The sequence below is a fragment of the Pseudomonas sp. NBRC 111143 genome, from assembly GCF_001320965.1.
Classification (GTDB): domain Bacteria; phylum Pseudomonadota; class Gammaproteobacteria; order Pseudomonadales; family Pseudomonadaceae; genus Aquipseudomonas; species Aquipseudomonas machongensis.
In genome coordinates, this window is the sequence record NZ_BCBT01000022.1 from 27,764 (window position 1) to 43,444 (window position 15,681).

The 15,681-nt window shown below is 68.4% G+C and carries 1 protein-coding gene; it reads left to right on the forward strand.

Going from position 1 to position 15,681, the window contains the following annotated elements; all coding sequences use genetic code 11:
- Positions 1–198 precede the first annotated feature (198 nt).
- Positions 199–15,681 carry a non-ribosomal peptide synthetase gene (locus tag APH44_RS14185; RefSeq protein ID WP_054893237.1) on the forward strand — a complete coding sequence of 5,161 codons (15,483 nt, stop codon included), beginning with the start codon at positions 199–201 and terminating at the stop codon, positions 15,679–15,681.

Here is a 15,681-nt window from a genome sequence, read left to right on the forward strand (position 1 = left end):
TTTTGCCTACTTTTTTCCAAGAAAAAAAGTAGGTCGCCGTAAGGGCGAAAAGGTGACTCCACGTCGCCCCCAAATCGAATATTCACGCGCCTCGAGCACCACCCAGCGCCCCCCAAAACCTAACTTTTTGCAAGATGTATCCGTTTCGTAGGGATAGCCGGGCCCCGCCCGATACCCCACTCGTACGGAAGCAATCTGATGAATGCCGAGAAGTCCCTGCAACTGGCCCGCCGTTTCATTGAACTGCCGCTGGAAAAGCGCCGCGTGTTCCTCGAGACCCTGGCCAAGGAGGGCATCGACTTTTCCCAGTTCCCCATCCCCGCCGGTGTCGAGGCCCCAGACCGCCAGGCGCTGTCCTACGCCCAGCAACGCATGTGGGTGCTCTGGCAGATGGACCCCCAGAGCGGCGCCTACAACCTCCCAGGCGCCGTACGCCTGCTAGGTCAACTGGACGCCGCCGCCCTGGAGCAGACCTTCGCCACCGTACTGGCCCGTCACCAAAGCCTGACGACCGTCTTCGAACCCCAGGCCGATGATCGCCTGGAGCAGGCCCATCGCCCGCTCACCCGCGTGAACATCGAGCGCGTCGACCTGCGCAACCTCGCCGCCGACCAGCGTGAGGCACAGGTCCGTGTCGAAGCCGAGACCGAGTCGCTACGCCCGTTCGACCTGGCGCAAGGACCACTGCTGCGGGTGCGCCTGCTGCACCTCGATGCGCAGGAGCACGTACTGCTGCTGACCCTGCACCACATCGTTTCCGACGGCTGGTCGATGAATGTGCTGATCGATGAGTTCAGCCGCGCCTATGACGCCTTTGCTGCAGGCCAGGCACCGCAGTTGCCAGCACTGCCCATCCAGTACGTCGACTACGCCCTGTGGCAGCGCCGCTGGCTCGAAGCGGGCGAGATGGAGCGCCAGTTGCAGTACTGGCAGGCCCAGCTGGGCGAGGAGCAGCCGGTGCTGGAGCTGCCGCTGGACCACGCCCGCCCGGCCACCCCCAGCTTCAGCGGCAGCCGCCAGTCATTCCCGCTCGACGCGGCACTGACCGAGCAGGTGCGCGGTTTTGCCCGCCAGCACAACCTGTCGCTGTTCATGGTCCTGCTCGCCAGCTTCGGCATGCTGCTGCAACGCTACACCGGCCAATGCGACCTGCGCATCGGCAGCCCGGTGGCCAACCGCAACCGCGCCGAGGTCGAAGGGCTGATCGGGCTGTTCGTCAACACCCAGGTACTGCGCCTGCAGCCACAAGCGCAACAGGATGTGCTGGCCTATCTGCAAGCGGTACGTCAGACCGTGCTGGGCGCCCAGGCGCACCAGGACCTGCCGTTCGAGCGCCTGGTCGAGGCGCTCAAGGTCGAGCGCAGCCTCAGCCACGCACCGCTGTTCCAGGTGATGTACAACCACCAGCCGCAGGTCGCCGACCTGACCACCGTCACCCTGGCGTCCGGCCTGCAACTGGCGCCGCTGCAATGGCGCAGCCGCACCACCCAGTTCGACCTCAGCCTCGACACCTACGAGCAAGGTGGGGTGCTGCACGCAGCCTTCACCTATGCCAGCGACCTGTTCGATGCCGCCACCATCGAGCGCATGGCCCGGCACTGGCAGGCCCTGCTGCGGGGCCTGGTCGAGCAGCCACAGCAAGCGCTGTGGCAGGTGCCGATGCTCGATGACGCCAGCCTTGCCACCGTGCTTCAGGACTGGAACGCCACCGCCCGTGACTACCCGCTCGAACGCCCGGTGCACCAGCTGTTCGAAGACCAGGCACGCCGCGCGCCACAGGCCCCGGCCCTGGTGTTTGGCGAGCACGCGCTCAGCTACGCCCAGCTCGACGCCCGCGCCAACCAGTTGGCCCACTACCTGCGCGCCCAAGGCGCCCGGGGCGACAGCCTGGTCGGCATCAGCGTGCAGCGCAGCGTCGAAATGGTGGTGGGGCTGCTGGGCATCCTCAAGGCCGGTGCTGCCTATGTGCCGCTGGATCCGGAGTACCCCGCAGAACGCCTGGCCTACATGATCGAGGACAGTGGCATCGACCTGCTGCTGACCCAGCAGGCACTGCTCGACAGCCTGCCGCTGCCCCAGGGCGTGCAGTGCGTGGCGCTCGACCGGTTGCCGTTGGACGAGCAGCCCACCAGTGCCCCGAGGGTGGATATCGACCCCGAGCAACTGGCCTACGTCATCTACACCTCCGGCTCCACCGGGCGGCCGAAGGGCGCCGGCAACAGCCACCGCGCCCTGGCCAACCGCCTGCACTGGATGCAGGAGGCCTACGCCATCGGCGCCGACGACACCGTGCTGCAGAAGACGCCCTTCAGTTTCGACGTGTCGGTGTGGGAGTTCTTCTGGCCGCTGATGACTGGCGCGCGCCTGGCAGTGGCCGCGCCGGGTGAACATCGCGACCCGGCGCGCTTGATCGAGACCATTCGCCGCTTCCAGGTCAGCACCCTGCATTTCGTGCCTTCGATGCTCCAGGCGTTCATCCACGAGCCGGGTGTCGAAGCCTGCAGCAGCCTGCGCCGTATCGTCTGCAGCGGTGAGGCCCTGCCGGTGGATGCCCAAGTGCAGGTGTTCGCCCGCCTGCCGGGCGCAGCCCTCTACAACCTGTATGGCCCGACCGAGGCAGCCATCGACGTTACCCATTGGACCTGCCGCGACGAAGGCCGCGACAGCGTACCGATCGGCCTGCCGATCGCCAACCTGCGCACCTACGTGCTCGACGCCGGCCTCGAGCCGGTCGCCCCCGGTGTTTCCGGCGAGCTTTATCTGGGGGGTGTCGGCCTGGCCCGAGGCTACCACCGCCGCCCGAGCCTGACGGCCGAGCGCTTCGTCGCCGATCCTTTCGTGGCTGGCCAGCGCCTGTACCGCACCGGCGACCGTGTGCGCCAGCGCAACGATGGCGTGATCGAATACCTCGGCCGCTTCGACCATCAGGTGAAGATTCGCGGCCTGCGCATCGAGCTGGGCGAGATCGAGGCGCGCCTGGCCCAGCATGAGTGGGTGCGTGAGGCCGTGGTGCTGGCGTTGGACGGCAAGCAGCTGGTGGCCTACCTGGTGCTCAACGAACAGCCCGATGGCTGGCAGCAGGGGCTCAAGGACTGGCTGTTGCAGGCGCTGCCCGAGTTCATGGTGCCCACCCACCTGATGCCGCTCGAGCGCCTGCCGCTGACGCCTAACGGCAAGCTCGACCGCAAGGCGCTGCCGCAGCCCGATGCGGCGCCACGCGGCGCCTACGTGGCCGCGCAAACGCCGGTGCAGCAGATCCTCGCGCAGGTCTGGAGCGAGGTGCTCGGGGTCGAACAGGTCGGCCTGGACGACAACTTCTTCGAACTGGGCGGCGACTCGATCATCGCCATCCAGGTGGTCAGTCGCGCCCGGCGCCAAGGCTTGCAGTTCAGCCCGCGTGACCTGTTCCAGTTCCAGACCCTGCGCGGCCTGGCTGGCGCTGCCGGGCGTGCGACGCAGGTGCAGGCCGAGCAGGGCGCGGTGCAGGGCCCGGCGCTGCTGACCCCCATCCAGCGCGCCTTCTTCGAGCAGGCGGTGCCTGCACGGGCGCACTGGAACCAGTCGCTGCTGCTGACCCCACGCCAGGCTCTGGATGGCACTCGCCTGCAGCAGGCGCTGGTGCGTCTGGTCGAGCAACATGACGCCTTGCGCCTGCGCTTCCAGTTGCGCGATGGCCACTGGCAGGCCGAGCACGGTGCGCTGCCTGCCGGGCTGCTGTGCGAGGAGACGGCCGCCGATGCCCAGGCGCTGGCGGCGCTCTGCGACGCCACCCAGCGCAGCCTCGACCTGGCCGACGGGCCGCTGCTGCGCGCGGTACTGGTGCAAATGGCCGATGGCAGCCAGCGCGTGCTGCTGGTGATCCACCACCTGGTGGTCGACGGCGTGTCCTGGCGCGTACTGCTCGAAGACTTGCAGCACGCCTACACACAACAGGCGCTGCCCGCCAAGACCAGCGCCTGGCAGGCCTGGGCCGCGCGGCTGCCTGCCCTGGCCGCGCAGCAGGCCGGCGAGCTGGACTACTGGCGCGCCCAGCGTGTCGAGCATGACCTGCCGTGCGACATGCCCCAGGGCGCCGCGCTCAACCGCCATGGCCGCACCCTGGAAACGCGCCTGGACGCCGAGCTGACCCGTCAGTTGCTGCACGTTGCCCCGGCCGCCTACCGCACACAGATCAACGACCTGCTGCTGACCGCGCTGGCCCGGGTGGTCGCGCGCTGGAGCGCGCAGCAAGCGGTGCTGGTGCAGCTGGAAGGGCATGGTCGCGAAGAGGTGTTCGAGGATGTCGACCTGTCGCGCACCGTGGGCTGGTTCACCACGCTGTTCCCCGTGCGCCTGAGCGTCAGTGACGATGTGGGCGCCTCGATCAAGGCGGTCAAGGAGCAGTTGCGCGCGGTGCCGGGCAAGGGGCTGGGCTACGGCCTGCTGCGCTACCTGGGCGATGAGGCCCAGCGCCAGGCGCTCGGCCAGGTCACGCCTGCGCGCATCACCTTCAACTACCTGGGGCAGTTCGACCAGCAGTTCGATGCCCAGGCCCTCTGGGCGCCCGCCACCGAGCGCAGCGGCCAGGCCCAGGATCCCGAGGCCCCCTTGGCCAACTGGCTGACCCTGGAAAGCCAGGTCTATGCCGGCGAGCTGTCGCTGCGCTGGGGCTACAGCGGCCAGATGTACCATGACGCCACCATCGAAGGCCTGGCCCAGGCCTACAGCGACGAGCTGGCGCAACTGATCGCCCACTGCCTGCAAACCCCGGCCGGCCAGGCGACGCCGTCCGACTTCCCGCTCGCACGCATCGACCAGGCCCAGCTCGATGCGCTGCCGGTCGCTGCCAGCGCTATCGAAGCGCTCTATCCGCTGTCGCCGATGCAGCAGGGCATGTTCTTCCACGCCCAGTACGAGCCCGAGGCCGGTGCCTACATCAACCAGCTGCGCCTGGATATCCAGGGGCTGGAGCCCGCGCGCTTGCGTCAGGCCTGGAGCGAGGCCATGGCGCGCCACGAGATCCTGCGCGCCAGCGTGCATTGGGAAAGCTTGAGCGAGGCGCAGCTGTTGGTGCAGCGCCATCTCGACCTGCCGCTGCAGGTGCTGGAGGGCGTGCACGACCTCGATGCCCTGGCCGCCGCCGAACGCCTTCGCGGCTTCGATCTGCGCCAGGCACCGCTGTTCCGCCTGCAACTGGTGGCGCAGCAGGGCGGTTGTTGGCACCTGATCTACACCAGCCATCACATCCTCATGGATGGCTGGAGCAATGCCAGCCTGCTGGCTCAGGTAATCCAGACCTACGCCGGGCAACCGGTGGCTGCCGCCAGCGGGCGTTTAAGCGACTACCTGGGCTGGTTGCAACGCCAGCCCGTGGACGCCGGCGAGCGCTTCTGGAAGGCCGCATTGGCGCCGTTGCAGGGGCCGACCTTGCTGGCCTCGGCGTTGCGTCGGGCGCAAGGGCAGGGCAGTGGCGAGCGCTTGCATGTATTCGACGGTGCCTTCGCCGAGCGCCTGGGGCAGTTCGCCCGCCAGCGCAAAGTCACCCTCAACACCCTGTTCCAGGCGGCCTGGGGCCTGGTATTGCAACGTCACACCGGCCAGGCCTGCGTGGCGTTCGGCGCAACCGTCAGTGGGCGTTCGGCGCCATTGCCGGGGATCGAGGAGCAGTTGGGGTTGTTCATCAATACCCTGCCGGTCCTGTACAGCGCAGCACCTGGCCAGTCGGTCGGCGAGGCGCTGGAAACGCTGCAGGCGTTCAACCTCGACCTGCGCGAGTTCGAGCATGTGCCGCTGTACAAGGTCCAGGGCTGGGCCGGCCAACAGGGCGGCGTGCTGTTCGACACCTTGATGGTGTTCGAGAACTTCCCGGTGGCCGAGGCCCTGCGTGACGGCGCGCCGGCCGGGTTGCAGGTGGGCGCGCTGCGCAATCACGAGCGCACCCATTACCCGTTGACCCTTGGCATCGAGCTGGGTGCGCGATTGAGCGTGGAGTTCGCCTACGACCTGGCACACTTCGATGCTGCGCAGGTCGAGCAGTTGTGCGCCGCTTTCTGCCAGGCGCTCGAGCAGATGATCGAGCAGCCCTCGGCTGCGCTGGGCAGCCTGCGCCTGCTGGATGACAACGCGCAGCAGGCGGTGTTGGCGCACAGCCAGGGCGAAGCGATCGACCTGTCTGCCACACCGCTGGTGCACCAGCGCATCGCCGCCCAGGCCGCGCGCAGCCCCGACGCCCTGGCCGTGTCGTGCGAGGGCCATTCGCTCAGCCATGGCCAACTCAATCGCCAGGCCAACCGCCTGGCGCACCTGCTCATCGCCCAGGGCATGGGCCCGGGCAAACGTATCGGCCTGGCCCTGCGCCGCAGCCCGCAACTGATCGTCAGCCTGCTGGCCGTGCTCAAGAGTGGCGCAGCCTACGTGCCGCTCGACCCGGCCTACCCGGATGAGCGCCTGCGCTACATGATCGAAGACAGCCAGCTCGACTTGCTGCTGTGCGACGACGGCCTGTTGCAGGGCCTGAGCCTGCCACCCGAGGTGCCGCGCCTGGTGACCGGCGAGCTGGCGCTGGAGGTGCAGCCCGAGCATGACCCGCTCGTGCAGCCTCACGCCCAGGACCTGGCGTACGTGATCTACACCTCCGGTTCCACCGGCCGGCCCAAGGGCGTCGCCATCAGCCATGCCGCCCTGCGCGAGTTCTGCCAGAGCGGCGCGCAGTATTCGCACCTGGGCGCCAACGACCGCGTGCTGCAGTTCGCCACCTTCAGCTTCGACGGCTTCGTCGAGCAGTGCTATCCACCCCTGGCCCTGGGGGCGGCGCTGGTGATGCGGGGCGAGGCGTTGTGGGATGTGCAGCAGTTGGCCGAGCACATCGTGCAGCACGAGGTCACCTTGGCCGACTTGCCAGCGGCCTACTGGTACCTGCTGGCCAAAGAGTGCGCCGCGCAGCCGGGCCGCGGCCTGGGCGCACTGCGCCAGGTGCACGTCGGCGGCGAGGCGATGTCGGTGGAAGGGCTGCGCCTGTGGCACGCCGCGGGCCTTGGCGAGGTCGCGCTGATCAACACCTATGGCCCGACCGAGGCCACCGTGGTCTCGAGCGTGCATGCCTGCCGCCTGGGCGATGCCAGCGACAGCCACGGCGTGCCGATTGGCCGGGCCATTGCTGGCCGCGCCCTCTACGTGCTCGACGGCGCTGGCGAGCTGTTGCCGGCCGGCGCGGTCGGTGAGCTGTGCATCGCCGCCCCGGCCTGTCTGGCCCAGCAGTATTACCAGCGTCCGGGCCTGACGGCCGAACGCTTCCTGCCCGACCCGTTCGCCCCCGAGCCGGGCGCACGGCTTTATCGCAGTGGCGACCTGGCCTGCTACAACGCCGAAGGGGCACTGGAGTATGTCGGGCGAATCGATCACCAGGTGAAGATTCGCGGCATGCGCATCGAAATGGGCGAGATCGAAGCCTGCCTGCAGGCCCAGCCGGGGGTGCGCGCTGCTGCGCTGATCGCCCAGGCGACTGGCCAGGGTGCGCAGTTGGTGGCCTTCGTCGTGCCGGTTGCCAGCGAGGCAGTGCAGGGCGATGCGCGCACGGCCTTCGTCGCCGCGCTGCGCGACGCGTTGCGCCAGTCGCTGCCGGAGTTCATGGTGCCGGCCCATCTCGTGGTGTTGGAGCAATTGCCGCTGAACAACAACGGCAAGCTCGACCGCGCAGCTTTGCCACTGCCCGAGGCGGACGCGAGCAGCGCCGCCTATATCGCCCCGCGCAATGCCTTGCAGGCGGCGCTGGCGGACATCTGGGCCCAGGTGCTGGAGGTGCCGCAGATCGGCCTGGCCGACCATTTCTTCGAGCGTGGCGGGCATTCGCTGCTGGCCATGCAGGTGGTGGTGCGCATTCGCCAGCAGTTGCAGCGCGAGGTGCCGGTGCGGGTGCTGTTCCAGGCGCCGGTGCTTGAGGCGTTCGCCGAGGCCTGCCAGGCCCAGGCCGCTGAGGCGGGGCCTGCGTTGGTCAGTGTGGGCCATGACCGGCCGCTGGCGTTGTCGTACGCCCAGGAGCGCCAGTGGTTCCTGTGGCAACTGGAGCCGCACAGTGCGTCCTATCACATTCCGGCGGCGCTGCGCCTGCGCGGCGTGCTCGATCGCGACGCCCTGGCGCGCAGCGTGCAGGACCTGGTGGATCGCCATGCCTCGCTGCGTACCGCGTTCGTCGAAGAGGACGGCGAGGTCCGTCAGGTCATCGCCCCGGCGCTGACCTTCGCGATCGACTACCAGGCCATGGAGGCGCAGGCTGACGAGGCGGCCATCCGCCGCGAAGTGCAATGCGAAATCCGCCGTCCGTTCGACCTGTTCCAGGCGCCGTTGCTGCGGGTTCGCGTGCTGGTGCTGGGCGAACGGGACCATGTGTTGGTGATGACCCAGCACCACATCGTCTCCGACGGCTGGTCGATGCAACTGCTGGTCGAGCAGTGGCAGGCGCGTTACCTCGCCCATTGCCGTGGCGAGGTCGCGGCAGTCGAGCCCCTGGCCTTGCAGTACGCCGACTTCGCCCAGTGGCAGCGCCAATGGCTGGAGGCGGGCGAGGGCGCTCGGCAACTGGCCTACTGGCGCGAGCAACTGGGCGACGAACAGCCTGTGCTGGAGCTGCCGTTCGACCGCCCGCGGCCTGCCGAGCAGAGCCAGCGCGGCGCGCGCCTCGACCTGAGCCTGGCCGAGCCGCTGGTGGCAGCGCTGCGCGAGCAGGCCAGCGCCCAGGGCGTGACCCTGTTCGTCTACCTGTTGGCCTCGTTCCAGGCCTTGCTGCACCGCTACAGCGGCCAGTCCGATATCCGCGTCGGCGTACCGGTGGCCAACCGCACCCGGGCCGAGACCGAGTCGATGGTCGGCTTCTTCGTCAACACCCAGGTGCTGCGGGCCCAGGTCGACGGCGCGGCCGGTTTCGATCAACTGCTGCAACAGGTACGCCAGGCCGTGCTCGGCGCCCAGGCCCACCAGGACCTGCCGTTCGAGCAACTGGTCGACGCCCTGCAGCCCCAGCGCAGCCTGAGCTACAGCCCGCTGTTCCAGGTCATGCACAACCATCAGGTGACGCCTGCCACCGCGACCTCCCTGCAAGGCCTGAAGCTCGAACCGCTCAGCTGGGACAGCGGCACCGCGCAGTTCGACCTGAGCCTGGACACCACCGAGGTCGAGGCACGCATCGAGGTGTCGCTGACCTACGCCACCGACCTGTTCGACCACGCCACCATCGAGCGTCTGGCCGACCATTGGCAGCACCTGCTGCAGGCCGTGGTGCACGACCCGCAGTGCCCGGTGGCGCGGCTGCCGCTGCTGGCTGCCGATGAACAGCAGCGCATGCTTGAGGCGTGGAATTCGGCAGCGCTGCCGCCTGCGACCCACGCCAGCCTGCACGGTCTGATCCAGGCCCGCGCCGCGCAGGCCCCCGAGGCCCTGGCGCTGATCTGCGGCGAGCGCGAGCTGAGCTACCGCGAGCTCGACACGCAGGCCAACCGCCTGGCCCATCGCCTGCGCGCCTTGGGTGTCGGTCCGGAAGTGCGGGTGGGCGTGGCACTGCCGCGCAGCGCCGAACTGGTGGTGGCCTTGCTGGCGGTGCTCAAGGCCGGTGGCGCCTATGTGCCGCTGGACCTGGCCTACCCGCGCGAGCGCCTGGCGCACATGCTCGGCGACAGCCAGGCACACCTGCTGCTGACCCAGGCCGATCAGGCCGCGCAATTGGCGTCGGTGATCAGCGAAGGCCAGTCACTGCTGTTGCTCGACGACGACCCGCAGTTGGCGCTGCAACCGACCCATGCGCCGGTCCAGCATGACGATGCCGAGCACCTGGCATACGTGATCTACACCTCCGGCTCCACCGGCCTGCCCAAGGGCGTGGCGATCACCCATGGCAATGCCGTGGCGCTGGTGCGCTGGGCCCAGGGGCTGTACAGCCAGGACGACCTGCAAGGCGTGCTGGCGAGCACCTCGATCTGCTTCGACCTGTCGGTCTGGGAGCTGTTCGTGACCCTGGCCGGCGGCGGTCATTTCATCCTCGCCGACAACGCCCTGGCGCTGCCGGAGCTGCCCGCGCGCGAGCGCGTGACCCTTATCAACACCGTGCCGTCGGCGATTGCCGCGCTGCTGCAGGCCGGGGCGATTCCGCCCAGTGTGCGCACCATCAACCTGGCGGGCGAACCGCTGAAACAGTCGCTGGTGGATGCGCTGTATGCGCTGCCGGGTATCGAGCGCGTGCACGACCTCTACGGGCCGTCCGAAGACACGACCTATTCGACCTGCGTGCTGCGCCAGGCCAACGGCCGGGCCAGCATTGGCCGGCCGCTGCCGGGCACCGCCGCCTATGTGCTGGATGGCCACCTGCAGCCGCAGCCGGTGGGTGTGGCGGGCGAGCTGTACTTGGCCGGCGAGGGCCTGGCGCGCGGTTACCTGCGCCGGCCAGGGCTGAGTGCCGAGCGCTTCGTCGCCGACCCGTTCACCGGTGAAGGCGGGCGCATGTACCGCACCGGCGACCTGGTGCGTTACCGCGAAGACGCGTCGATCGAATACCTGGGGCGTATCGACCATCAGGTCAAGGTGCGCGGTTTCCGTATCGAGCTGGGTGAGATCGAGGCACGCCTGCTGGCGCACCCCGAGGTGCGTGAGGTGGCGGTGGTCGCCCGTCAGGGCGAACTGGGTACGCAATTGGTCGGCTATGTCGCTGCTGCGGCATTGCTCGATGATGCCGAGCCGCTCAAGGCCTGGCTCAAGCAGACCCTGCCGGACTACATGGTGCCGACCCACTGGCTGTTCCTCGAACGTCTGCCACTGACCCCCAACGGCAAGCTCGACCGCAAGGCGCTGCCCGCGCCGCAGGCCACTGCACCGGCGCGCCAGGTAGCACCGCGCAGCGTGCTGGAAAAACGCCTGGTGGCGATCTGGGAGGAAGTCTTGAAGGTTTCGCCGATTGGCGTGACCGACAACTTCTTCGAGCTGGGCGGCGATTCGATCATCTCGATCCAGGTGGTCAGCCGGGCGCGTCAGGCCGGTATCCGCTTCACGCCCAAGGCGCTGTTCCAGCACCAGACCGTTCAAGGGCTGGCGACCGTGGCCCAGGAAGGCGAAGGTGCGCAACTGATCGAGCAGGGCCCGTTGATTGGCGAGATGCCGCTCTTGCCTATCCAGCAGGCGTTCTTCGACACCGACATCCCCGAGCGTCACCACTGGAACCAGTCGGTGCTGCTCAAGCCGGCCCAGCCGCTGCATGCGGGTTACCTTGAGCAGGCATTGCAGGCACTGGTTGCACACCACGATGCGCTGCGCCTGAGTTTCACCGAAAGCGAGACCGGCTGGCAGGCGCATTACCGTCCGCTTGGCGAGCAGCCGACCGAGCTGCTGTGGCAGCGCACCCTGAACACTGCCGACGAACTGGAAGCCCTGGCCGAATCGGCCCAGCGCAGCTTGTCGCTGGGCAATGGCCCACTGCTGCGCGCCGTGCTGGCCGATCTGCCGGACGGCAGCCAGCGCCTGTTGCTGGTGATCCACCACCTGGCGGTGGATGGGGTGTCGTGGCGCATCCTGTTCGAAGACCTGCAACTGGCCTTCGAGCAACTGAGCAGCGGCAAGCCCCTGGCTCTGCCCGGCAAGACCAGCTCGCAGCGCGACTGGGCCGAGCAATTGCGGCGTTACGCCACCGAGCACAGCGCTGAGCTGGGCTACTGGCAGCAACGCCTGCAGGGCGCCGCCGAGTTGCCGTGCGCCGCACCAACGGCGGTGCTGGACAACGCCCATGCGGCGATGGTCCATACGCGCCTGGACAAAACCACGACCCAGCGCCTGTTGCAGGAAGCGCCCGCCGCCTATCGCACCCAGGTCAACGATCTGCTGCTGACCGCCCTGGCCCGCACCCTGTGCCGCTGGAGCGGGCAGGGCAGCGTGCTGGTGGAGCTCGAAGGCCATGGCCGTGAAGAACTGGCCGAGCACCTCGACCTGACCCGTACCGTGGGCTGGTTCACCAGCGTCTTCCCGGTGTGCCTGACCCCGGCCGAAGCGCTGGGCGACTCGCTCAAGCAGATCAAGGAGCAGTTGCGCGGCGTACCCAACAAGGGGCTGGGCTTCGGCGCCCTGCGCCGCTTCGCCGATGCCTCGACCCGTGAAGCGCTGCAGGCCTTGCCGGTGGCACGGGTGACCTTCAACTACCTGGGCCAGTTCGATGGCAGCTTCCAGGCCGAAGACGGCGCGCTGTTCAGCCCGAGCGGCGAGGCCAGTGGCGCCGAGCAGAGCGCCCAGGCGCCGCTGGCCAACTGGCTGGGCATCAACGGCCAGGTGTACGACGGCGAACTGGACCTGAGCTGGACCTACAGCACACAGATGTTCGACCACGCCACCCTGCAAGCCTTGGCCCGCGATTTCGCCGAGCAGTTGCAGGCCCTGGTCGAGCATTGCTGCCAGCCCGGACAAGCAGGCGTGACACCTTCGGACTTCCCGCTCTACCCGCTGGCCCAGGCGCAACTGGATGCGCTGCCGGTCGCTGCGCGGCAGATCGAAGACGTCGTGCCGTTGTCGCCGATGCAGCAGGGCATGCTGTTCCACAGCCTGTACCAGCAGGACGCCAGCGACTACGTGAACCAGATGCGGGTGGACATCGACGGCCTGGACCCGGCGCGTTTCCGCGAGGCCTGGCAGCAGGCGCTGGACGCCCACGACAGCCTGCGCAGCGTGTTCCTCTGGCAGGGCGATGTCGAGCGGCCGCTGCAACTGGTGCACAAGCAGGTCGAGGTGCCGTTCCGCGTGCTCGACCTGCGCGGCAACCAGGACCTGGCCGCCGCCCTCGATCGCCTGGCGGCCGAGGAACAGGCCCAGGGCTTCGACCTTGCCCGCGCGCCGCTGCTGCGCCTGGTGCTGGTACGTACGGCTGATGAGCGTCACCACCTGATCTACACCCATCACCACATCCTGCTCGACGGCTGGAGCAATTCGCAGTTGCTGGGTGAGGTGCTGCAGCGCTACGCCGCGCGCCGCGAGATCGGCCATGTCGGGCGTTACCGCGACTACCTGGCCTGGCTGCAGGCCCAGGATGCCGGGCTGAGCGAGCGTTTCTGGACCGAGCAACTGAGTGTGCTCGAGGCCCCGACCCGACTGGCCCAGGCCTTCGTGCGCCGCGAAGTCGTGACGCAAGCGCCGTTTGGCGATCACTACCAGCAGTTCGATGCCGCATTCACCCAGCGCCTGGGCGAGTTGGCGCGCCGTCACAAGGTGACCGTCAATACCCTGCTGCAGGGCGCCTGGCTGATCCTCCTGCAGCGCTACACCGGCCAGCAGGCGCTGTGCTTCGGCGCCACGGTTTCGGGGCGTCCGGCGGAGATCGTCGGTATCGAGCGCCAGGTCGGGCTGTTCATCAACACCCTGCCGGTGGTGGCGCAGGTGCGTGCCGAGCAGGCGCTGGGCGAATGGCTTGCCGAGTTGCAGCAGCACAACCTGGCCCTGCGCGAGCACGAGCACACCGCGCTGTACGATATCCAGCGCTGGGCCGGGCAGGGCGGCGAGGCGCTGTTCGACACCCTGGTGGTGTTCGAGAACTACCCGGTGGCCGAGGCCCTGCGCCAGGCCGAGGTGCCCGCCCTGGGCTTCGGCGCCATCGACAGCCACGAGCGCACCAACTACCCGCTGACCCTGGCCATCGCCCTGGAGCAGACCCTGCAGGTGCACTACAGCTACCTGCGCGAAGCGTTCGACGATGCGCGCATCGTGCAGGTCGCCGGGCACCTGCGCCAGGTCCTCGAGCAACTGCTCGAGGCGGCTCCAGGCCAGGCCATCGGCGCGCTGGAGCTGATCACCGGGCAGGAGCGTGCGCAACTGGTGGAGCAGTGGAATCACGTCGATGCACGCTTCGATTCGCCTCGTGCAGTGCACCAGCTGTTCGAGGCCCAGGCGCAGCGCACGCCGGAGGCGGTGGCGGTGTTGTTCGGCGAGCAGCAAATGAGTTATGCCGAACTCGACCAGCAGGCCAACCGCCTGGCCCATGGCTTGATCGAGGCAGGGCTGGGCGCCGAGGCGCTGGTGGGTGTGGCGCTGGAGCGTGGCCCGCAGATGCTGGTTGCCTTGCTGGCGGTGCTCAAGGCCGGCGCGGCCTATGTGCCGCTCGACCCGGAGTACCCCGAAGAGCGCCTGGCCTACCTCATGCAGGACTCGCGCATGGCGTTGTTGCTCACCCATTCGCAGTTGCTGGCGCGCCTGCCTGCCGCGCAAACCGTGGCGACCTTGTGCATCGACCAACTGGCCAGCGCCTCGCTGCCGAGCAGCGCGCCGCAGCGCCCGGTGCACGCCGAGGGCCTGGCGTACGTGATCTACACCTCCGGCTCCACCGGCCAGCCCAAGGGCGTTGCCGTGGCCCATGGCCCGTTGGCCATGCACTGCCTGGCGATCGGTGAGCGCTACGCCATGAGCGCACGCGACTGCGAGCTGCACTTCATGTCGTTCGCCTTCGACGGTGCCCATGAACGTTGGCTGACCTGCCTGTTGCACGGCGGCCGCCTGCTGATTCGCGATCCGCAACTGTGGACCGCCGAGCAGGCCTGCGCGGCCATGCACCGGCATGGCGTCACCGTCGCTGCATTCCCGCCGGTATACCTGCAGCAGCTGGCCGAACACGTGCGTGAGCACGGCAACCCGCCGCCGGTGCGCATCTACTGCTTCGGTGGCGACGCGGTGCCGGAAGCCGCGTTCGAGCTGGTCAAGGCCGTGCTTGCGCCCGAGCACATCATCAATGGCTATGGCCCGACCGAAACCGTGGTCACCCCGCTGATCTGGAAAGCCGATCGCGCCGAACGTTGCCAGGCAGCCTATGCGCCGATCGGCAGCCGCATCGGCAACCGCAGTGCCTACGTGCTCGACGACTCGGCGGCGCTGCTGCCCCAGGGTGTCGCGGGCGAGCTGTACCTCGGCGGCACCGGGGTGGCGCGCGGCTACCTGCACCGCCCCTCGCTCACCGCCGAGCGCTTCGTGCCGGACCCTTACGGTGTGCCGGGCGCACGCCTGTACCGCAGTGGCGACCTGGTGCGCCAGCGCGCCGATGGTGTGGTCGACTACCTGGGACGGGTCGATCACCAGGTCAAGATCCGCGGCTTCCGCATCGAACTGGGTGAGATCGAGGCGCGCCTGCAGGCCCAGGATGGCGTGCGTGAAGCGGTGGTGCTGGCCCGCCCTGGCGTCGGTGGCCCGCAACTGGTGGGCTACGTGCTGGCCAGCGCGCAAGGCCTGGTGCTCGGCGAGGCTAAATTGCGCGAGCAGCTCAACGTTCGTCTTAAGGAGACACTGCCGGGTTACATGGTCCCCACCTATCTGGTCTTCCTCGACGCACTGCCCCTGACACCCAACGGCAAGCTGGACCGCAAGGCCCTGCCGGCCCCGGATGCCAGCCTGATGCAACGCGACTACCGCGCGCCGCAAGGCGAGCTGGAAAGCGCCATCGCCGATATCTGGGCTGCGGTGCTGAAGGTCGACCGCTTAGGGCGTGACGACAACTTCTTCGAACTGGGCGGGCATTCGCTGCTGGCGACACAAGCCACGGCAGCCGCACAGGCGCAACTGCAGGTACAGGTGCCACTGGAACTGATCTTCCAGGCCGACGACCTGCAGGGCTATGCGCAGGCGCTGGAGGGGTTGCGGACCACCGATCTCGAGCAGGATCTGAGCGATATGCATGACTTCCTCACCGAGTTGGAGACGAACTGA

Coding starts and splice junctions, on each gene's coding strand:
- APH44_RS14185 (WP_054893237.1), top strand. CDS start 199: ATGAATGCCGAGAAGTCCCTGCAACTGGCCCGCCGTTTCATTGAACTG.